This is a genomic window from Natronocella acetinitrilica, assembly GCF_024170285.1.
In the GTDB taxonomy this organism is placed as follows: Bacteria; Pseudomonadota; Gammaproteobacteria; order Nitrococcales; family Aquisalimonadaceae; genus Natronocella; species Natronocella acetinitrilica.
This window is the reverse complement of sequence record NZ_JALJXV010000002.1, coordinates 156,707-178,134: the sequence shown is the minus strand read 5'-3', so window position 1 is coordinate 178,134 and position 21,428 is coordinate 156,707. Positions and strand designations below refer to the sequence as shown.

Here is a 21,428-nt window from a genome sequence, read left to right as displayed (position 1 = left end):
GAAGCAGGCCGTCGGCGCTCCCGCCGATGGCCTGCTGCAACCGAAAGCCGCGTCAGATCACCATGCCGGAGAAATCGAAGTTCATCTCCTGGGTCGGCGGCTGCAGGAAATTGCCCTGCACGAAATCGATCTGGTGTTGCCAGAGCCGCGCCAGGGTACCGGCATCCTCCACGTAGCCGCTGACCACCTGCTTGCGCATGGAGTGGGCGTTCTCGATGATCCCCTTGATGCGCTCCTCGGCCTCTTCCGACTCATCCATCTGTTCGAGCAGTGACCGGTCCAGTTTCAGGTAGTCCGCAGGCAGGTGCTTGACGAGCTGGAACGGGTTCAGGCCGCTGCCGAAGTGATCCAGCGTGAAGCCGCAGCCAAGCTCCTTGAGACCCCGGAATACGTCCCGGGCGTCGTTCAACTGGGTGACGGCCACGGGCTCGTTGACCTGGAAGCTCAGGTGTTTTCCCGGGACGCCAGCGGATTTGAGCTGTTCGCCGAGAAACGGCAAGAACGCCTTGTCCGCCAGCGTTGCACCGGAAATCTTCAGAAACAGTGTGGTATCGAGGCCGAGCCTGATGCGTGCCGCGAGCTGTTCGATTGCATGTTTGACCACCCAGCGATCAACGGCCGTCATCAGTCCGAGCTCCTCGGCGGGCGTGATGAACTCCTTGGGCAGCCGTTCTTCCTCATCGTCGCCGCGCAGGCGTACGCGAACCTCGTAGCGTTCACCTTCCTCGCCCTTCAGGCTTGCCAGCGGCATGTACACGCAATAAAAGCGGTTCTGCGCGAGCGCGTCTTCAATGGTATCCCGCCAGGTGGCCTGTTCGTCGGCATCGCGCCCACCGCCGGCGTGCAGGTGCACCTGGTTGCCACCGGCCTTGCGGGCGGTTTCGCAGGCCAGGTTGACGTTGTTGATCTCGGCATCGGCGCTGGCGGCGTTTGCTCCCAGCACCACAACCCCGATGCTGCAGGTTGCCGTGACGGTCTTGTCGCGGATTTCCGTGATGTGATTTTCGAGCCGTTGGCGCACCGCCTCGGCCAGGGCAACGGATTCATGCACGCCGACACGGGGCAGTAGCAGGATGATGCTGTCATCGGTGAAGCGTGCCGCGGTAGCGCCTGCATCCATTTCGTTACCGAGGATCGCCGCGGCGTCTGCAATGACCTTGTCGAAGGCGTTAATGCCGAGTTGCTGGCGCAGCATGTCACTGTTATCCATCTGGATAAGCAGCAGGCCGTGACCGGGTTCGCCCTCTTCGGGGGCGAGTCCGCCCAGGGTTTCGGCCAGTATTTCCTGGAAATAGGTACGGTTGTACAGACCGGTGGCAAGATCCTGCTTGCTGAGGCTGTCGAGCTGCCTCTCCAGGTCGCGGGTATCGGAGCGGTCGCGAATCAGTATCTGGGTGCAGGGCTCGCCATCAATGCTGGCCGGCGAGAGGTTCACGGAGACCGACAGTTCCGCGTCTTCCGCAACCATGTCGAGTTCCATGTCCCGCTGGCTGTGATCTCCCTTGCTGTAGTTGCGCAGGAAGTCCTTGAAGCCGGACTGGTGCGTTGAGGCGATCATGTCCAGCAGGGGCATGCCCTCGATGTCTTCGAACTGTTCTACGCCGAATTTCTCCAGGTAAGCGGGGTTGGCGTAGATGTGCATGCCTTCATGGACGTAGGCGATGGCATCGCGTGAACTATCCAGCAGGGTGCTGCAGCGGCGCTCCGTCTCCTTGAGTGCTTTCTCAAGCTGACGGAGCCGACGGCGGGTACGTACATGCTGGAGTTCCCGGTCCACCACCAGTTGCAGATGCTTCAGGTCTTCACTGCCAACCAGATCCGCGGTACCGGCGGCGAGGCTCTCCCGCCGGGTGTCGGGAGTGGGGTCGGCATCGACGATAACCACCGGGATGTCGCGGCCCAGTTGCTGGATCTGCTGCAGCGCTTCGGCCATCGGTAGTAATTCGAGGCCGCGTTTGCAGAGGAACAGATCGAACTGCTTTTCTTGCAGGGCCTCGCGCAGATCTTCGTCGTCCTCGATGCGAGTCGCCCGCACCGCATGCCCCGCGTTGCGCAAAACGCTGATGTACATTTCCGCATCATTCAGCGAGTCGTCAGCGAGCAATAGCCGCAGGATATCGTCCTGGTTCATGAGCCTCGACGTCTGGTTTAGTGGGCCGTCCGCGCTCAGATGTCGGCCCAGAGATTGTCCTTGGCGTCGGAATCGGCCGCCTCCCGGCTGGCGCCCTCGGTTCGTTCGAAAACGAACTGGGCAAGACCGTCCGTTCGCTCGAGTTCCCGCGTCAGCCGCATGTAGGCCGACTTACCCTGCCCCAGCATGCTGACACGACGGCTTGAATGGTAGTGCAGTGGCGGCGTCATTAATGTGACCGGTTGCCGGGTTACCTTCACTGCCGGCACAAGCAGGCTGCGGGACGGATCTGACAGCCTGCCATCTGCCTGCTCGGCACGAGTGTAGACCGGGTGAGGTTCCGGCGCGATGATCTGCACGCCTATCTGGCCGCCGGCGTCCGGGTCGCGACGCAGCCAGCGAATGATGCCGAGTTGCCGGGGAGCCTCGCCCGACCCGGTGAGTTCTGTTATCAGTACCGGTTCCCCGACCTGCGCCCGCGATGCGGTATCGGGCTCGCTGAGCAGGCAATAACCGCCTGCACTCAGATTAACCAGTTGCCAGAAGTGTTCCGACTGGTCGGTGGGTGCAGGTGCCGGAAGATCAATCTGGTCGTCATCCTGCAGAGCCAGGCCGTTACCGTCTTCCGCGGGGTAGATCAGGTTCCAGACGTCGTGGTCATCGTGACCTTGCAGATTGCGCCCGGCGAATTGTGATGCGGCATGGGGGATGTCCTGGTCTGCCTGCTGTTGTGACAAGGCGCGATGGATGTGAGTCAGACCCACAATCACCACAGCCCGGGTGCGTGAGCCTGAGCGCTGGTAGTGGCGCCGTCTCGGCGATCCATAGGCGGCGGCCAGTGAACGCAGCAGGTGCGCATCGTCGGCCGCTGGCCGCCGTTGCCACCAAAGCACCCCTCGTGGACTCGCCTGCTCCAGCAGGCTGTCCACCACAGCGGCGGTGCCGAGATACAGGTATCGTGCTTCGTCGCCAGTGTTGTTGGATATTACCGGCTGCGGGCCGTGATCGCCGTCGGTGTCCACGAAATACAGCGGACTCTCCGCGCTGTTGCCGGCCTGGGCGGTGAGTACTGCATCCGGGGCCACGCGAAGCAGCAGTTCGTGGGCCCGAAGCACCCTGCTGCGGGCCATGCGATAAGGGCCGGCCGCGGAGGTCAGCAGCGCTCGCTGATAGAGTTGATCAAGTGTCACCGTTGCCGTGCGCATGCGGCAGCGTCGCGCGTTCAGGCCCAGGCGTCTGGCTTCCAGTCGAATGCTGTGTAGCAGCCGCCAGGCACCGATGGGCGGGCTTTCGTAAACCAGCCAGCTTTCCAGCAGGCACTGTTCAATGCATCGGGCCAGGGCCGTCAGGGCAAGTGTCCGGCTTCGACTGCTCAGGCCGCCACGGGTCTCCGCATAGAGCAATGCCGATCGGTAGCCCCGGGCCATGGTTTCCCGCAGATGTCGGGACAGGTTGGCGGCACGTTGCGATCGACCGGGCAGCGGAAAGCTCTGATGCAGGTAGTGTCGGCGCAGACCATCGACCACGTAGTCGGCGGTGGTCTCCAGCTGCTGCAGGATGGCAATGCGTCGCCCCGGCGACAGTCCCGCGCCCTGCAAGCGATCAAGCCCGTCCATCAGCAGTCTTGCCGTTTCCGGAATGTCTGCCAGGGGCAGGCCGGCTTGCCAGCTTGCTACCGCCGACGCGCGTTCATCGAACAACTGCCGATTGGCGCCTCTGGCGGGTAGCCTTGCCGGATTTACGCTGGCGAAGCCCGTGGTGGTTGCCGTTGCTGCGCTACTTTTCGTCATGGTTTTTTATGTTTGTACCCGGCGGCCAGTATATGCGGCGCTGGAAAGCCAGGCTACAAGGGGGTCTTGTTCGGCTCCCCGGGTGTTTCCCGTACCAGGGTGGGGACCAGGTATCCCGGCAGTGCCCGGCGCATCTGCTCGACAAGACTCCGGGCCTTGCCATCAGGCACGTCGAAATGTGCGGCCCCTCGCACCGGGTCGAGTGCGTGCAGGTAGTAGGGCAGGACCTGCGCTTCGAACAACCGTCTGGACAGCGCAATCAGCGTGTCGGCGCGATCGTTGATCCGCCGCAGCAGGACTGATTGATTGAGCAGCGTAGCGCCCACGCCCCGCAGCGCCCCGCAGGCGCGATCCACGTTGGCATCGAATTCCGCCGGGTGGTTGCCATGCAGGACCACCACGATCTGCTGATGCAATCCGGTCAGCCATTCCAGCAGCCCCTCGTCAATCCGTTCCGGGAGCACGATGGGCATTCTGGTGTGGATGCGCAGCGTTCTGATGTGGGGCAATTCCCGGAGATGGTCGGTGAGCGCCCGCAGGCGCCGATCCGAGAGCACCAGTGGATCACCGCCAGAGAGAATGACCTCGGTGATGTCCCGGTCGCCGGCAAGTTGTTCCAGTGCCGGCCCCCAGTTTGCGCTTGCGGCGTTGGCATCGGCATACGGGAAGTGGCGGCGGAAGCAGTAGCGGCAATTGATGGCGCAGGCACCAGTGGCCACCAGCAGCGCCCGCCCCGAGTATTTCTGCAGCAGGCCCGGTGCGAGCATGGCTGCATGATCGTCCACCGGGTCGTCGATGAATTGCGTGGGCTGGAGCGCGGTTTCCTGCGGCAGGGGAAGCACCTGCAGCAGCAACGGATCATGGCGGTTGCCCGGTTCCATGCGTGCGATGAAGCCACGTGGAACACGCAGCGAGAATTGCCGCTGCGCGTCGTCCATGCCATTGGCGAGTTCCGGTTCGAGGTCGAGTAGCCGGAGCAGTTCGGCCGGGTCGCTAACCGCGTCGGCGTAAAGCTTTTGCCAGTTCGGGTGGTGATCGCGCACGGCGAGCGTTTTGGACATGCGGGCTCCGGGCGGTGGGAAGGGTGGCTTCGTTGGCAGCGCCATTCTAACCAAGAGTGGATCGACATGGTGGTTTTCCGCTAGGATGCGGGCGCTTCCACCGCTAGACGGAACAGGTACCGCAATGGCCAGTTACAGCACCAGCGAATTCAAGTCCGGCCTGAAGATCATGCTCGACAATGATCCCTACACCATCGTCGAGAACGAGTTCGTCAAGCCCGGCAAGGGTCAGGCGTTCAACCGGGTCAAGGTGCGTAACCTGAAAACCGGCAAGGTGATCGATAGGACGTTCAAGTCCGGCGACAGCGTGGAAGCAGCCGACGTCATGGAGACGGATCTGCAGTATCTCTACGCCGACGGGGAATTCTGGCATTTCATGGATCCCCAGAGTTTCGAGCAGATCGCCGCTGCCGAGGCAGCAGTGGGTGATGCTGCGAAATGGCTCAAGGAACAGGACTTCTGCAAGCTAACCCTGTGGAACGGCGTGCCGCTTCAGGTGGAGCCGCCGAATTTCGTCGAACTGACCGTTACCCAAACCGATCCCGGCTTGCGTGGCGACACCTCCAGCGGCGGCAACAAGCCCGCCACACTCGAGACTGGTGCAGTGGTTCGCGTGCCGTTGTTCATCGAAGAAGGTGAGGTGCTGCGTATCGACACCCGCACCGGTGACTACGTCAGCCGGGTGAAATAGGCGGCAGCCAATGGTGCCGGGCGCGGTGGACTGGCGACCGACTGCCACGCTCGACACGCTCCGCCGCCGCGCCGAGTTGCTCCGCTGCGTGCGCCAGTTCTTCGAGCAGCGAGGTCTGCTTGAGGTGGAGACGCCGTTGCTTTCCACGGCGGCGGCCACGGACCCTGCACTGCTTAGTGCGAAGGTCTGTCTCCACGGCGACCCCCGGCAACCGTCGCATTACCTGCATACATCCCCCGAGTTTCCCATGAAGCGCCTGTTGGCGGCCGGAAGCGGCCCGATCTGGCAGATCTGCCGGGTGGTTCGCGGCGGCGAGCAGGGTCCGCGCCACAACCCCGAATTCACCATGCTGGAATGGTATCGGCCGGGCTGGGGCTATCGAAGCCTGATCGATGAAGTGGTTGAACTGATTACGGTCGTCGCCGGCGCCAGGCAGTTGCGCATGCATACCTATGCCGAGGTCTTCGCGCCGTTCGGGATCGATCCCCACAACGATCCCGGGGACCAGATTGCAAGCACCGGCCGGGCGCTGGGTATTGATGTGCCTGCGGGGTTGAGCCGGGACGGCCTGCTTGATCTGGTTCACTCTCACCGGATTGCCTCCACGCTGGGAAAGGATGGATGCGTTGACGTGATCCACGCCTTTCCCGTGTCCATGGCTGCTCTGGCCAGGATCGAGCCGGGCTCACCGCCCACGGCGCAGCGCTTCGAGTGTTTCCTGGAAGGCATGGAGATCGCCAATGGCTTCCAGGAACTCACCGACGCGGGAGAACAGCGGCAGCGGTTTGCCGAGGACCTGCTGCGCCGGGGGTCCGAGGGGCTGCATCAACCGCCGATGGATGAGCGTTTCCTGGGGGCGTTGGCGTCGGGCCTGCCAGACTGCGCCGGCGTCGCGCTGGGGCTTGATCGCCTGTTCATGGTTGCACTGGGGATCAAGCGGATCGAAGACGTGCTGGCTTTTCCCAGCCAGCACAGTTGAGGGTTGCCCGCCGGGCGCGTGCAAGTCGGGCCCTGACGGAGTGCCCTCGACTCATGTATAATGGAAACTGTTTCCAAAAGTCATTTCGGAGGTTGTAGCCATGCCTGCTGACGTATTTCCCATCAAGACCACATTGCCGTTGGAAAAAGCCCGCGTGATGATCGCCGAAGCGCTGGCCGAAGGCCGTCGACAGAAACTGCAGCCGTTGACTGTCGTGGTGGTGGATACCGGCGGTCACGTGATCTCGATGGATCGCGAGGACGGTTCCGGCATCCTGCGCGCCGATGTGGCCCGCGGCAAGGCCGTCGCGTCTCTGGGCATTGGCATCAGCAGCGGCACCATTGGTGCCCGCAACAAGGGTCGCGACGCGTTTCTCAGTGGCGTGGCCGCCGCCTCTGACGGTCGCTTCATCCCGGTAGGCGGCGGTGTCCTGGTGCTGGATGAACAGCGCCACGTGATTGGCGCCATCGGTGCCAGCGGCGATACCTCGGACGCGGATGAAGCCTGCGTTGTCGCCGGTGTCCGTGCCGCCGGATACGAGCCGGGACTCGACGCGGCCTCCTGAGGCGTTTGCCTGTTCTCTCGGCATTGAGATCGGCCCCGAAGCCTGCTTCGGGGCCGTTTTCGTTGATACAGGTCAAGCCCGCCCCCGCACCTCTGCAGCATGCTGCCGGTAACAACAGAAAACGAATGGGGGGTGCTGCGTGTCGCAACGGATCATCAGGAGTGGGGTGGGGCTGGGTGCCGGGCTGCTGCTCGCCTACGTGGCGCTGATGCTGATGCCGCTGCTGCTCGCCGGCATGCAGGACAGGGCGCCGCGGCCGGTGCGGGACGAGTTGGCTTCGGGCATGGCGCTGGTCGCTTTCGCCATGCTGCTTGCCGAGTTCGTGCTGTCCGGTCGGCACAAGGGCCTGTCGGGGCGCATCGGAATGGACAGCATCATGCGCTTCCACCAGTTCATGGCCCACGTCCTGCTGGCGTTCATCCTGATTCATCCGTTTCTCTACTCCCTGCCCATGGGGGTTGTCGCTCCCCTTGGTGATCTGGATCGGGAGACCTGGCTGCAGCTCACCACCTGGCCAGGAATCACCGGCCTGATCGCATGGCTGGCGCTGTTCATTGTTGTCCTCATGGCAGCGGTTCGGGACCAGTTGTCCTGGAGTTATGAGGCCTGGCGTATCAGCCACGCGGTGGGGGCGCTGCTGGTGGCAGTGCTGGGTTGGCATCACACCGTCTGGGCCGGACGCTACAGCGGTGAGCCGCTGCTTGCAGGCGTCTGGACCATTGCACTGGCCATCGCCGTCATCGCCCTGATCCATGTGCACTGGGTTACGCCGCTGTTGCAGCGTCGGCGCCCGTATCGTGTCGCTGCGGTCCGACAGGAGGCCGATCGCACCTGGACTGTAGACCTGGAACCGGACACCGACGGCGGTCATTCCGGTGCACGTCTCGAGTACAAGGCAGGGCAGTTCGCCTGGTTCAAGGTGGGCGGGCCGCTAGGGCGCATTACCGAGCATCCGTTCTCCATGAGCTCGGCACCGGCGCAATGGCCGCTGGTGTCGTTCACCATCAAGGAAGCGGGAGACTTCACTGACCGCATTGGCCAGTTGCCCGAGGGCACCCAGGTGTACCTGGATGGGCCCTACGGCAATTTCACGCTGGACGCGGATGACAATCGACCCCTGATCATGCTCGCCGGTGGTGTTGGCATGGCACCGGTGATGAGCCTGCTTCGTGGTCTGCGGGATGCCGGTTCGAAACGCCGCATCATCCTTTTCCAGGCCAATCGTCATGAGGGGCAGATTCTCTATGCCGGCGAGCTGTCGGACATGGCGAACAGTCTCGACCTGCGTGTGCACCAGGTGCTGCAGGAACCGCCGGAGGGCTGGAGCGGGGAGCGAGGGTTTATTGACCGCCGTCTGCTGGAATCGACTCTGCCGGAGGATCTACGCCAGGCCGCCCAGTGGGCGGTGTGTGGGCCGCCGGCCATGATCGACGCGCTGGAAACCCTGCTGCTGCGGGATTTCCGGGTGCACCGCAGCGGTATCCTGTCAGAGCATTTCCATTATCGCTTCGGCGATCGGGCCGGCAAGGCCGGCCACTTCCTGCGCGCAGCCCTGGCGGCAACCGTTGGGCTGCTGCTGGGCCTGATCCTTTTCGCCTTGCGGGGGTGATCGGGGATCGTCGACCCGGTGCGTTACGCGCAAGCGCTAACGCACCCTAGGTGAAGCCGATTCCGCCCCAAGCCAAGGCACAAACGTTGGGCCGGTGCGCCACTCATGGACCGTCAGCGACAGGGATGTCGCTGTCGAGCCCCCATGGATGGGTTTACGGCGTGTCCATGAGTGGCGTACCGGCCCAACGTTCCCCGATCCGACACGTAGGGTGCGTTAGCGCTTGCGCGTAACGCACCGAACCGGTGTTGTCTACTGCTCCCCGCCGACCACCGTCCCCACAGCCTGGCGGACCTGCACCCGCTCATCGGCCCGGAGCCCGGCGGAGAACTCCACCATACCCGGTGGGAACAAAACGATGGCGGTGGACCCCATGTTGAAGCGGCCCAGCTCCTCGCCCCGGTCGAGATTGATCTTGCCTGGTTCGTAGCGCCAGCCGCGTATGTCACGACCGCGTGGTGGCGTGATTTCCCCTGCCCAGACCGTCTCGATGCTGGCCACGTTGATGGCGCCCACCAGTACCACTGCCATCGGCCCATGGGCGGTTTCGAACAGGCAGACAATCCGTTCATTGCGGGCGAAAAGTCCGGGGACGGTCTTCACCGTATGGCGGCCGACGCTGAACAGGCGGCCGGGAACATGGGTGACTTCACGCAGCGAACCGCTGAGAGGCATGTGCACCCGGTGATAATCCCGGGGCGACAGATACACCGTCATGAAGCTGCCGTCCTCGAACAAGGCTGCCTGTGTCGCATCACCGCCGAGCAGCGTGCGCAGCGAGTAGTCATGACCCTTGGCCTGAATGATCCGATCACCGGATAAAGGCCCCAGGGCACTGATGGCGCCGTCGGCGGGGCAGCAGACGGCATGCTTGTCGTCCGGCAGCGGACGCGCGTCTGCTTTCAGTTCCCGGGTAAAGAAGGCATTGAAGGTGGGGAAGGCCAGTGGATCGGTCTGCTCAGCCTCGCGCATGTCGACGTTGAAGCGCTGGACGAACCAGCGCGTCAGCGGTCTCCGAAACCAGGCGGCCTTGACGCGTGTCAGCCGGTGAATCAGCCGAGAGATTGCATGGTGAGGCAGCGGATACAGCGGCAGGGTCTTCAGCCAATCTGCTGTGCTTGGCGACTCACTGACGTATCGCCCCGCTGGTTTTTCGCTCATCAATGGCATCCCGGAATCAGATTCGGCCGTGATGCGCGAGAATCTGCGCCATGTCACTGCTGATCTGCCGGGCGCGATGCGGCGCCTGGAACAGCGCCTGCAGACGCCCATCCGGATTGATCAGTAGCACCGCCGAGCCATGGTCCACCATGTAATCCTCGTCGTCTTCCTCGTCGTGGCGCATATGGACGATGCCGAGATCCCGCGCCAGCACGTCGATATCGGACAGGGCCCCGGTGACCCCGACGAATTGCGGATCGAAGGATGGCACGTACTGCTGCAGGCGCTCGGGGGTATCCCGCGCCGGGTCCACGGTCACGAACACGCCGCGCACGCGGTCCACGTCCGGCACGCCTTCATCGGCCAGCAGGCGGCGGACCTGCCCCAGTTCCAGCATGGTCATCGGGCAGATGTCCGGGCAATTGGTGAAGCCGAAGAACAACAGCGTCCAGCCCCCTTCCAGTTGGTCCCGGGTGAAGGGCTCGCCATGATGATCGATCAACTGGAATTCGGTAATGTCCCGACCGCCGTTGAGATAGGTGCCGTGCAGACTGTCCGTGTCCAGAGTGGCCGGGGCGAACAGCGTGGTAGACGCCCACAGGCCGGCGGCCAGGGCGATCACGCCAGCCAGGGCGGTGACAATCAGGGGGGCTCTGGAGCGGGTGTCACTCATGGTGGTCGGGATCCTTTCAGGGTTGGTCTTCGAGGGGCGCGATTCCGCCTGCCCGCCGCATGGACCAGCAGAACAGTCCGGGGTTCCGCCGCGGCGCCGGGAATACGGTATGCTATCGCCCCCGTTCCGGGCGGGAAAGCTCAACAGACCAACCAGGCCTTGCCATGCTCGACAAAGAAACTGCTGTTGCCAGCCTGCAGACCATGCGCGACTACGTTCGCTGGGCCGCCAGTCGATTCGGCGAGGCCGGATTGCACTTTGGCCATGGCAATGCCACGGCGCTGGACGAAGCCGCCACCCTGCTGTTGCATACACTGCATTTGCCCTCGGTGATTCCTGAACCTTACTGGGATGCACGGCTGACCCGGGACGAGGCCATGACATTCCTCGGATTGGTCGAGCGGCGCATCAACGAACGCATGCCGCTGCCCTATCTGATCAACGAGGCCTGGTTCTGCGGCTTGTCATTCCACGTAGACCAACGGGTGCTGATTCCCCGGTCTCCCATCGCGGAGCTGATCGAGGCCGGTTTCGAGCCCTGGATCGAGCCCGCCAGTGTCGAGCGGGTGCTGGATATCGGCACTGGCAGTGGCTGCATCGCCATTGCCTGTGCCCACGTCTTTGAAGAGGCTGCGGTTGATGCCGCCGACAACAGCCCGGCCGCCCTGGAGGTGGCGCGGGAGAATATCCGCCGCCACGGCCTGGAGGATCGTGTGCATGCCGTGCAGGCGGATGTCTACCAGGGGCTTGATGCAGGGCACCGGTATGACCTCGTCGTCAGCAACCCACCCTATGTGGATGCCCTGGACATGGCGGATCTGCCTGCGGAGTATCATCACGAGCCCCGTGCCGCACTGGCGGCCGGTGACGACGGGCTCGACGTGGTACGCGACATTCTCAAGGGCGCTGCTGCGAGACTGAGTCCGGGTGGGGTTCTGGTGGTGGAGGTGGGCAACAGCGCGCCGGCGGTCGCCGAGACCTGGCCTGGGCTGCCGTTCCTCTGGCTGGAATTCAGCCGCGGTGGTCACGGCGTCTTTCTCCTGACGGCCGAGCAGCTTGCTGAAGCCGAACAAAGCGATACGGGGCACTAGAACATGGCGGGAAATACCTTCGGAACCCTGTTCACGGTCACCACCTTTGGTGAGAGTCACGGGGCTGCGCTCGGTGCCATTGTCGATGGCTGTCCGCCGGGCATGGCCCTGTCGGAAGCCGATCTGCAGCATGATCTGGATCGGCGCAAGCCCGGGACCTCGCGCTACACCACCCAGCGCCGTGAACCGGACCAGGTGCGGATTCTCTCCGGCGTGTTCGAGGGACGTACGACCGGGGCCCCTATCGGGCTGCTGATCGAGAACGCTGACCAGAAATCCAAGGACTATTCCGACATCGCCGACAAGTTCCGTCCCGGTCACGCCGACTACACCTACACCCAGAAGTATGGTTTTCGCGACTACCGCGGCGGCGGGCGCTCGTCCGCCCGGGAGACCGCCATGCGGGTGGCGGCGGGGGCCATCGCCAAGAAGTGGCTGGCCGAACGCTACGGCGTGCGTATCCGCGGTTACCTGTCACAGCTCGGGCCCATCGAGCTGCCACTGGTGGACTGGGATGTAGTGGAGACCAACCCGTTTTTCTGTGGCGACCCCGCGCAGGTTCCCGTGCTCGAGGAGTACATGAAAAAGCTGCGCAAGGATCTGGACTCCGTGGGTGCCAAGGTCACTGTGGTGGCCGCGGGCTGCCCGCCGGGTTGGGGCGAGCCCGTTTTTGACCGGCTGGACGCGGATCTTGCAGCGGCACTCATGAGCATCAACGCGGTCAAGGGCGTGGAGATCGGCGATGGTTTCGCCTGTGTCAGTCAGCGCGGCACGGAGCATCGCGACGAACTCTCCCCCGACGGCTTTCTCAGCAACCATTCCGGTGGCGTGCTTGGTGGCATTACCACTGGCCAGGACGTGGTGGCGAGCATGGCGCTCAAGCCCACGTCCAGCATCATGGTGCCCGGCAAGACAATCAACGAGGCCGGTGAACCGGTGGAACTGGTCACCAAGGGGCGACACGACCCCTGTGTCGGCATACGGGCCACACCCATCGCCGAAGCCATGCTGGCACTGGTGCTGGCCGATCATGCCCTGCGCCATCGTGGCCAGAACCAGGACGTGACGCCTCCGCTGGCACCGATCCCCGGCAAGGTGGGCTAGGCCGTCGCGAAGGCGGCCGGGCAATCATCAGCAGGTGGGGGAGGCGTGCAGCCGGCTCTGCCCTACTGGCGCTTGTCCGCCTTTTATTTCTTCTTTTTCGCCGTACTGGGCGTTCTTGCCCCTTACTGGGGGCCCTACCTGGACGCCCAGGGCTACAGCGCTGCCCAGATCGGGCAGCTGATTGCCATACTCCACGCCACCAAGATTATCGCGCCGAACATCTGGGGCTGGATCGCCGATGTCACCGGCAAGCGCATGGCCATCGTGCGCATGGGTGCCCTGTTCGCACTCTTCAGTTTCGCCGGTGTGCTGCTCGGCGAGGGGTTCTGGTGGCTGGCCCTGGTGATGGCGGCCTTCAGTTTCTTCTGGAATGCCGCCCTGCCTCAGTTCGAGGCCAACACCATGAATCATCTGGGTGCCGCCGCGCCCCGCTACAGCCGTATCCGGCTCTGGGGGTCAATCGGCTTCATCGTCACGGTGCTGCTGTTCGGCGAGCTGATCGACCGCTTCGGTATCGACATGCTCCCCGCTGCCATGCTGCTGTTGTTCGCCGGCCTTTGGGTGTCGGCGCAGATCGCGCCGCAGGCGCCGATGCGGGTCAGCGCGCGACAGACAGAACCCATTGTCCGTGTGTTCTTCCGTCCGGCGGTGGTCGGTTTTTTCCTCGCCTGCTTCCTCCTGCAGGCGTCTCACGGTCCGTACTTCGCCTTTTTCAGCATTCATCTTGCCGGCCACGGCTACGGCAGCTCTGCCATCGGCGGGCTCTGGGCGCTGGGCGTGATTGCCGAGATCGTGCTGTTCTTCTTCATGCACCGCTTGTTGCCGGCGGTGGGTGCAAGAGTGCTGATGACGGTGGCCCTTGCCCTGTCAGCGTTGCGCTGGGTGCTGATCGGCGCGCTGGCGGATGTGCTACCACTGCTGCTGTTTGCGCAGCTCCTGCATGCGGCCTCCTTCGGTGTCTACCATGCGGTGGGCATCAGCATGGTCAACCATTATTTCATCGGTCGTAACCAGGGCCGGGGGCAGGCGCTGTACAGCAGTATCACCTTCGGTGCCGGGGTGGCTGTGGGCAGCCTGGTTGCTGGCCTGCTCTGGGACGAGATCGGCGGCACCTGGGTCTTCCACCTGGCGGCTGTCATGGCGGCAGTTGCTGCAGTCATCGCCTGGTTCAGCCTGCCGGCAGATAATGCCGCCGGCGAGCGCGGCAATAATTCATCAGAATCATGAGGTATAATGGCCGGCTAGCATTTGTCCATCGAACCATTGGCAAAACCCAACGCGAAGAGCAAACGATGAGCGGAAAAACCCTGTACGACAAACTCTGGGATGCCCATCTCGTCAAGGACAACGACGACGGTACGGCGCTGATCTACATCGATCGGCACCTGGTTCACGAGGTGACTTCGCCCCAGGCCTTCGAGGGGTTGCGGCTCGCCGACCGTCAGCCGTGGCGCATCGACGCAAACCTCGCGGTTGCCGACCACAATGTGCCCACCACGGATCGCAGCGTGGGCATTGCCGACCCCGTGTCCCGCCTGCAGGTGGACACGCTGGACGAAAATTGCCGGATCTACGGCATCACCGAGTTCGACATGAATGACCCGCGGCAGGGCATTGTCCATGTCATCGGGCCGGAGCAGGGTGCAACCCTGCCGGGCATGACCGTTGTCTGTGGCGATTCCCACACATCCACCCATGGCGCGGTCGGTGCCCTGGCTCAGGGTATTGGCACCTCGGAAGTCGAGCATGTGCTGGCCACCCAGACACTGGTGCAGAAGAAGAGCAAATCCATGCTGGTGAGTGTCGATGGCCAGGTTGGTCCCGGGGTCACCGCCAAGGACATCGTGCTGGCGGTGATTGGCCAGATCGGCACCGCCGGCGGTACCGGCTATGCCATCGAGTTCGGTGGTGATGCCATTCGTGCGCTGTCCGTGGAAGGGCGGATGACTGTCTGCAACATGTCCATCGAGGCCGGCGCCAAGTTCGGCATGGTGGCCGTGGATGACACCACGATCGAATACTTCCGGGATCGGCCGTTCGGCCCGAAGGGCGACAACTGGGACAAGGCCGTTGCCTACTGGCGGACACTGCACAGCGATGCGGATGCCGAGTTCGACAAGGTCGTGCATGTTGACGCCACCGCCATCGAGCCGCAGGTGAGCTGGGGTACGTCGCCGGAAATGGTGGTTCCCATTGGTGGCCGCGTGCCCAACCCCTTCGAGGAAACCGAGCCCACCCGTCGTCAGTCCATGGCAAGGGCGCTCGAGTACATGGGCCTTGAACCCGGCACGCCGATGACGGAAATCCGCCCTGACAAGATCTTCATCGGCTCCTGCACCAACTCCCGCATCGAGGATCTGCGCGCGGCGGCGGCGGTGGTCAAGGGCCGCAAGATCGCCGACACCATCAAGCTCGCCCTGGTGGTTCCAGGCTCCGGACTGGTGAAGCGTCAGGCCGAGCAGGAGGGGCTGGATCGCATCTTCCTCGACGCCGGATTCGAGTGGCGCGAGCCCGGCTGCTCCATGTGCCTGGGCATGAATGCTGACAGGCTCGGGGCGGGGGAGCGTTGTGCCTCTACCTCCAACCGTAACTTCGAAGGGCGTCAGGGCCAGGGCGGCCGTACCCATCTCGTGAGTCCTGCAATGGCGGCGGCGGCTGCCGTAGCCGGCCACTTTGTTGACGTGAGGAGCTTCTGATCATGCAAGCCTTCGTAACCCACAAGGGCCTGGTGGCGCCTCTCGACCGTGCCAACGTGGATACCGACGCCATTATTCCGAAGCAGTTTCTGAAGTCCATCCAGCGGACCGGGTTCGGCCCCAATCTGTTCGACGATCTGCGATACCTGGATCAGGGCGAGCCGGGGCAGGACAATAGCAACAGGCCCCTGAACCCGGATTTCATGCTCAATCAGGAGCGGTACCAGGGTGCCAGCATCCTGCTTGCACGGCGCAACTTCGGCTGCGGCTCATCCCGCGAGCACGCCCCCTGGGCCTTGCTGGACTTCGGGTTTCGGGCGCTGATTGCACCAAGCTTCGCCGATATCTTCTACAACAACTCGTTCAAGAATGGCCTGCTGCCCATCGTTCTGCCGGAGGATGTGGTGGATCGGTTGTTCAAGGCCACCGAAGCAACGCCGGGCTTCAGCCTGGAGGTGGATCTGCCTGAGCAGGTGGTGCGCGCGCCAGAGGGCGAGACGTTCTCCTTCGAGATCGACGCCTTTCGCAAGCGCATGCTGGTGGACGGGCTGGACGAGATCGGGCTTACCCTGCAGCAGGCAGACGCCATTCGAGCCTATGAGCAGAAGCGCCGGGCCGAGACGCCCTGGCTCTTCGGTGCCTGAAGTCAGGAGCCGATCATGAGTCAGAAGGTTCTTGTGCTGCCCGGTGACGGTATCGGGCCGGAAATCGTTGCCGAGGCGGTTCGCGTGCTGGATTGCCTGCGTGCGGACTTCGGCCTGGAGGTCGAGGTCGAGCATGGTCTGATTGGCGGCGCCGGTTACGATCATGCGGGCAAGCCGCTGCCGGACGATACCCTGGCGATGGCCCGCGAAGCCGACGCCATTCTGCTCGGGGCCGTGGGTGGGCCCCGGTACGACAAGTTGGCTCGGCCCCTGCGGCCGGAGCGCGGCCTGCTGGCCATTCGCTCCGAGTTGGGCCTGTTCGGCAATCTTCGGCCGGCGATTCTCTATCCGCAGCTCGCCGATGCCTCGGCACTGCGGCCGGAAGTGGTATCGGGCCTCGATATCATGATCGTCCGCGAGTTGACCGGTGGCATCTATTTCGGTCAGCCACGGGGCATTCGCGAATTGCCGGGTGGCGAGCGCGAAGGCTTCAACACCCTGGTCTACCGGGAGTCCGAAATCGAGCGGATCGGGCGGCTGGGTTTCATGACCGCGCAGAAGCGGGGCGGGCGGCTATGCTCGGTGGACAAGGCCAACGTACTTGAAGTCACCGAACTCTGGCGAGAGGTGATGACGGGGCTGGCTGCAGAGTATCCCGACGTGGAACTCTCCCACATGTATGTGGATAACGCCGCCATGCAGCTGGTGCGCTCGCCCAAGCAGTTCGATGTGATCGTCACCGAGAACATGTTCGGCGACATCCTTTCGGATTGCGCGGCGATGTTGACCGGGTCCATCGGCATGCTGCCCTCGGCGTCGCTGGATGAGCGCGGCAAAGGGCTCTACGAGCCGGTCCATGGATCGGCCCCGGACATTGCCGGACAGGGCGTGGCCAATCCTCTGGCCACCATCCTGTCCCTGGGCATGATGTTGCGCTACTCGCTGGGTCGCGGCGATCTTGCCGACCGCGTACAGCAGGCGGTGGGCCAGGTGCTGGATCAGGGCCTCCGCACGCCGGATATCCAGAGCGCGGGCACCCGGTCCGTCAGCACCGGCGACATGGGGAACGCGGTGGTCGAAGCCTTGCGCGCCTAGGTCTGCGCCTGCGCCGACCGCCTGACATGCGAAACGGAAACGACGAGGTGTTTCAATGAACCGCACCGGATTTGTGGGCTGGCGAGGAATGGTCGGCTCGGTACTGATGCAGCGGATGCGAGATGAGGATGACTTCAGGGACATCGAGCCGGTGTTCTTCTCCACATCCCAGACCGGCAAACCCGGCCCGGATGTGGGCAAGGATGTGCCGCCGCTGCAGGATGCCCACGACATCGAACAGTTGAAGACCATGGATGTGATCGTCACCTGTCAGGGTGGTGACTACACCTCCGCGGTCTACGCCGACCTGCGCAAGGCCGGCTGGGACGGTTACTGGATCGACGCGGCATCCACCCTGCGCATTGCCGACGACAGCATCATCGTCCTCGACCCGGTCAACCGCGATGTGATTGATCAGGGGCTCAAGGATGGGGTCAAGACCTACGTCGGCGGCAACTGCACGGTCAGCCTCATGCTCATGGGTATTGGTGGCCTGTTCCGCCAGGGGCTGGTGGAGTGGATCAGCCCCATGACCTACCAGGCGGCGTCCGGGGCCGGTGCCCAGAACATGCGCGAACTGGTGGCCCAGATGGGCTACATCCACGGTGCCGCGACCGATCTGCTCGACCCCTCCACGGCGATTCTCGAACTGGATCGCGCCGTGTCCGACGCCATCCGCTCGGACGGTTATCCCCGGGAACATTTCGGTCAACCGCTGGCGGGTAGCCTGCTACCCTGGATCGACAAGAAGCTGGACAGCGGCCAGAGCAAGGAGGAATGGAAGGCAGGGGTCGAGACCAACAAGATCCTGGGCCGCAGCCATAACCCGATACCCATCGATGGTCTGTGTGTGCGCATCGGCGCCATGCGCTCTCATGCCCAGGCGCTGACCGTCAAGATGACCAAGGATGTCCCGGTGGACGAAATCGAGGATATTCTCGCCGAGGCCAACGCCTGGGTCCGTGTGGTCGCGAATGAAAAAGAGGACAGCATCCGCGAACTCACGCCTGCGGCTGTCAGTGGCACCCTGGAGATTCCAGTTGGTCGACTGCGCAAGCTGGCCATGGGGCCGGAGTATCTGTCGGCATTCACCGTCGGCGACCAGTTGCTCTGGGGCGCCGCGGAACCCTTGCGACGTATGCTTCGCATCCTGCAGGAGCGCTGATTCAGGCGCACTGGTCGACAAAAATCTGCCAATCCACGGGAAGCATGGTGACGTGCTTCCCGTTTTCGTGTGAAGGCCCGTGACAAATGCGCTGTAACGTGTTGTCGTTTCCCTGATTCGCGAAACGGTGCACAGACGGGGGCTGGTTCCGTCGACACACTGCAACAACACACTGATCGATTTAATGCGCATCGAGCGTGTAGCGCCGCCTTCGCCAGGCACGGTGTTACCGCCAAGAAAAGGGACTGCCATGGCTCGCAGACTGGCTCAACTGACCGCATTCGTCGTCTCCCTGACACCGGCGCTGGCGCTGGCCCTGGGAATCGGCAGCATCGAGACGCGCTCGGCGCTCAATGAACCCCTGGAGGCACGCATTCCGCTGCTTCCCGATGACGCCGCGGACCTGGAAACTGTCAGTATTCGCCTTGCCACCCCGGACGCGTTCCAGCGGGCAGGGCTGGATCGACCCTTCTTCCTCTCCCGGCTCAATTTCGAAGTGGTTCGCGATGGCAGCAACAGCTACGTCGCAGTGACCACCGAAGACACCGTGCGCGAGCCCTTCCTTGCCTTCGTGGTGGAAGTGCGCTGGGCGGGCGGCCGCTTGCTCCGCGAGTACACGCTCCTGCTTGATCCGCCTGTGCACCAGCCCCGCGAAGCCCCGCCAACGCGGATGGCAGAACCCGAGCCTGCACCGAGCCCGGCGCCCCAGGCGGAGCCTGCCCGGCCGGCGCGACAGCAGGTGGCGGAGGCGCCGTCCTCCACGGCACGTGAATACGGACCCGTCCAGCGCAACCAGACCCTCTGGGACATTGCCGTGGAAACGCGTCCGGATGACTCCGTGTCCGTTCACCAGATGATGATGGCCTTGTTGCGTGCCAATCCCGACGCGTTCAGCGGCGGCAACGTCAACAACCTGCGCGCCGGTGTCATCCTGCGTGTGCCCGAGCGCAGTGATATCGAATCGCTCACCGTCGCCGACGCCCGCCGGGAATTTGCCCGCCAGACCCAGGAATGGCAGGCAGGCAGAACCCCGCAACCGACAGCGCCGGCCGACGAACCGACCGTCGCCGACGCACGTGATCCGTCGGACGATGAGCCCGATGGCCGGCTCCAGGTTGTGGCCGCGGGTGAAACCGGTGGCAATGACCCCACCGCCACGGTGGATGAAGATGCGCTGTCCGAGGCGCAAGGTGACGTGCAGCGACTGGAAGGTGAACTCACTGCCCTGCGGGAGAGGGAGGCGTCACTGCGCTCCGAGGCGGACGAACTCCGGCAGATGAACGATGAATTGCGCCAGCGCGTTGAAGCGTTGGAGCGCCTCGTCAATCTGCAGGCCGACCCGTCACTGGTGGAAGCACCTGAGGCCGATCCGTTTGCCGACGTACCCATGGTGGGTGATGCGACTGCCCCGGGTATGGATGAGCCGTCCCTGGACGACCCTGCGCTGGAAGACGAGTTTCTCGACGAAGAGGCAGCGGGCATCGCCGCGGTTGAACCGCCGGCCGGAGACACCGCGGCAACTGGACCGGAGGGTACGCCAGAACCCGACGGCACGGCTATTGATCCGCCAGCGCAGGCCTCGGCGCCGCTTGATGATCCTTTTGCCACGGCGCCACCCCCGGCCCCCTGGGAGGATCCGCGGATTCTCGCCAGTGCAGGTGGTGTGGTTGCGCTACTCCTGCTATTGCTGCTGGTCATGGCCCGCCGGCGTCGTCGGGCAGCAGCTGAAGCGGCAGAGCCGATGATGGCTGCCGGGGGTGGCGCGGCAGTCATGGGTGCTGGTGCGGCCGCTGCCGCCGATGATCGCGGAGCGCCGGTGGACGCAGTGGCAGCTGAAACTGCACCTGACCCCATCGCCGAGGCCGAGATGTATATGGGTCACGGTCGGCATGACCAGGCACGGGAGACATTGCAGCGTGCCCTGATCGTCGAGCCGGACAACACCGACATGCGCCTCAAGTTGCTTGAAATCCATGCGCTTGATCAGGATCGGGCGGCGTTTGAGGCTGAGGCCCAGGCCCTGTATCCGCTGGTAGATGGTAAGGATGATCCTGTCTGGCAGCGTGCTGCCGAAATGGGACGTGAAATCGCTCCGGAGCACCCGCTGTTCCCGGCCGAAGAGCCGGTCAGCGTGCCCCTGGCAGATGCTCCTGTGGCAGGGGTTGAGGAGACCGATGCCCTGGATCAGGCCTTCGATCTGGACGGCGATGACGGCCTGGAGCCGGAGGAAACCCGGTCATCCACCGCTGCCGCGTCCCCCGATACCGACATTGGATCAGACGCTGGCGATGACGCTCCTATCGATCTGGAGTCCATGGAGGACGATCTGTCTGATCTGGAGTTCGCCCTGGACGATGACGGCGATTCCATTCAGGACAAGCGCTCTCCAGCCTCCGGTTCTGAGGCCGGGCAGGACGGGATGGCGGCTGCCGAGGACGATGAGTTTGCCCTGGATTTTGACGTCGACAGCATGCAGGAAGACCGGGTGCGCCGTGAAGCTGCTGCCCTGACCTCCGATGATGTCGATACCGATTCGGGTGCAGCCGACGAGACCGGGCTTGATTTCGAGCTCGATTCCGTAGATAAGGACGACCGTGACGACGTCCTTGGGGCGGCTCCTGCGGAGTTGGATGCCGAGGTGGCACTGGAGGATGATGCTTCCGCGCTTGATGACCTCGACTTCGACATTGATGCTGGCGATGCTGAGCGGGCTTCTGGGTCGGTGTCGGGAGCGGCGTCGGGATTTGCCGTGAGCAACGACGACAAGGCAGCTGCCGAAGACGAGGACATGGACGACCTCTTCGAGGGAGCGGACGAGAACAGCACCAAGCTGGATCTTGCCCGGGCTTACCTTGACATGGGTGATTCCGAGGGCGCGCGCAGCCTCCTGGAGGAGGTCATGGAAGAGGGCAGTGCGGATCAGAAGCAGGAGGCCGAAGAACTGCTCGGACAGTCGGCATGACGTTGCCGGCC

17 protein-coding genes are annotated in these 21,428 nt (G+C 63.7%); 12 read left to right on the top strand and 5 right to left on the bottom strand.

Features of this window, described 5'->3' with window-relative positions:
• Positions 1 to 52 precede the first annotated feature (52 nt).
• Genes J2T57_RS04140 through epmB form a run of 3 tightly spaced genes read right to left on the bottom strand, consistent with a single transcriptional unit; the run spans position 53 to position 4,982 of the window.
• A complete protein-coding gene (locus tag J2T57_RS04140; protein WP_253474680.1) occupies positions 53 to 2,131 on the bottom strand; it encodes an EAL domain-containing response regulator in 2,079 nt (692 codons plus the stop codon).
• A 35-nt stretch (positions 2,132 to 2,166) separates the two neighbouring features.
• Entirely contained in the window at positions 2,167 to 3,921 is a 1,755-nt protein-coding gene (locus tag J2T57_RS04135) for a cyclic-di-GMP receptor FimW-related protein (RefSeq protein ID WP_253474677.1), read from the bottom strand.
• Between the two features lie 53 nt (positions 3,922 to 3,974).
• Complete coding sequence (gene epmB / locus J2T57_RS04130; RefSeq protein WP_253474674.1) at positions 3,975 to 4,982, bottom strand: EF-P beta-lysylation protein EpmB; 1,008 nt, start codon at positions 4,980 to 4,982, stop codon at positions 3,975 to 3,977.
• Positions 4,983 to 5,106: 124 nt separating this feature from the next.
• On the opposite strand from epmB, the gene efp reads away from it, so the two are divergent.
• The 4 genes from efp (at position 5,107) to J2T57_RS04110 (ending at position 8,826) form a co-directional block, all read left to right on the top strand.
• Positions 5,107 to 5,673, top strand: a complete 567-nt coding sequence (gene efp / locus J2T57_RS04125; RefSeq protein WP_253474671.1) for an elongation factor P — start codon at positions 5,107 to 5,109, stop codon at positions 5,671 to 5,673.
• Positions 5,674 to 5,683: 10 nt separating this feature from the next.
• The gene (epmA, locus tag J2T57_RS04120) at positions 5,684 to 6,652 is read left to right on the top strand and encodes an EF-P lysine aminoacylase EpmA (protein WP_253474668.1); all 969 of its coding nucleotides are present in this window, start codon (positions 5,684 to 5,686) and stop codon (positions 6,650 to 6,652) included.
• A 100-nt stretch (positions 6,653 to 6,752) separates the two neighbouring features.
• Positions 6,753 to 7,217, top strand: coding sequence for a GlcG/HbpS family heme-binding protein (locus J2T57_RS04115; protein WP_253474666.1), 465 nt, complete (start codon positions 6,753 to 6,755; stop codon positions 7,215 to 7,217).
• Positions 7,218 to 7,356: 139 nt separating this feature from the next.
• A complete protein-coding gene (locus J2T57_RS04110) occupies positions 7,357 to 8,826 on the top strand; it encodes a ferredoxin reductase family protein (RefSeq protein ID WP_253474663.1) in 1,470 nt (489 codons plus the stop codon).
• Positions 8,827 to 9,078: 252 nt separating this feature from the next.
• Here the strand turns inward: J2T57_RS04110 and asd (J2T57_RS04105) are convergent, their stop codons facing one another.
• Both asd (J2T57_RS04105) and J2T57_RS04100 read right to left on the bottom strand, forming a co-directional pair.
• Positions 9,079 to 9,987, bottom strand: coding sequence for an archaetidylserine decarboxylase (gene asd / locus J2T57_RS04105; protein WP_253474660.1), 909 nt, complete (start codon positions 9,985 to 9,987; stop codon positions 9,079 to 9,081).
• Between the two features lie 16 nt (positions 9,988 to 10,003).
• Entirely contained in the window at positions 10,004 to 10,660 is a 657-nt protein-coding gene (locus tag J2T57_RS04100) for an SCO family protein (RefSeq protein WP_253474657.1), read from the bottom strand.
• 164 nt (positions 10,661 to 10,824) lie between these two features.
• Here J2T57_RS04100 and prmB point away from each other — a divergent pair, with 164 nt between their 5' ends.
• The 8 genes from prmB to J2T57_RS04060 all read left to right on the top strand — a co-directional run bounded on the left by prmB (position 10,825) and on the right by J2T57_RS04060 (position 21,417).
• Positions 10,825 to 11,751: a 50S ribosomal protein L3 N(5)-glutamine methyltransferase gene (gene prmB / locus J2T57_RS04095; RefSeq protein ID WP_253474654.1), complete on the top strand. Its 927-nt coding sequence runs from the start codon at positions 10,825 to 10,827 to the stop codon at positions 11,749 to 11,751.
• Between the two features lie 3 nt (positions 11,752 to 11,754).
• The gene (gene aroC, locus J2T57_RS04090; protein WP_253474651.1) at positions 11,755 to 12,855 is read left to right on the top strand and encodes a chorismate synthase; all 1,101 of its coding nucleotides are present in this window, start codon (positions 11,755 to 11,757) and stop codon (positions 12,853 to 12,855) included.
• A gap of 45 nt (positions 12,856 to 12,900) precedes the next feature.
• Complete coding sequence (locus tag J2T57_RS04085) at positions 12,901 to 14,082, top strand: MFS transporter (RefSeq protein WP_253474648.1); 1,182 nt, start codon at positions 12,901 to 12,903, stop codon at positions 14,080 to 14,082.
• 65 nt (positions 14,083 to 14,147) lie between these two features.
• Positions 14,148 to 15,551 carry a 3-isopropylmalate dehydratase large subunit gene (leuC, locus tag J2T57_RS04080; RefSeq protein ID WP_253474645.1) on the top strand — a complete coding sequence of 468 codons (1,404 nt, stop codon included), beginning with the start codon at positions 14,148 to 14,150 and terminating at the stop codon, positions 15,549 to 15,551.
• Between the two features lie 2 nt (positions 15,552 to 15,553).
• A complete protein-coding gene (gene leuD, locus J2T57_RS04075) occupies positions 15,554 to 16,195 on the top strand; it encodes a 3-isopropylmalate dehydratase small subunit (protein WP_253474642.1) in 642 nt (213 codons plus the stop codon).
• A gap of 15 nt (positions 16,196 to 16,210) precedes the next feature.
• Entirely contained in the window at positions 16,211 to 17,290 is a 1,080-nt protein-coding gene (leuB, locus tag J2T57_RS04070; protein ID WP_253474640.1) for a 3-isopropylmalate dehydrogenase, read from the top strand.
• 55 nt (positions 17,291 to 17,345) lie between these two features.
• Positions 17,346 to 18,455, top strand: a complete 1,110-nt coding sequence (gene asd / locus J2T57_RS04065) for an aspartate-semialdehyde dehydrogenase (protein ID WP_253474637.1) — start codon at positions 17,346 to 17,348, stop codon at positions 18,453 to 18,455.
• A 250-nt stretch (positions 18,456 to 18,705) separates the two neighbouring features.
• Positions 18,706 to 21,417 carry a FimV/HubP family polar landmark protein gene (locus J2T57_RS04060; protein WP_253474634.1) on the top strand — a complete coding sequence of 904 codons (2,712 nt, stop codon included), beginning with the start codon at positions 18,706 to 18,708 and terminating at the stop codon, positions 21,415 to 21,417.
• Positions 21,418 to 21,428: the final 11 nt, after the last annotated feature.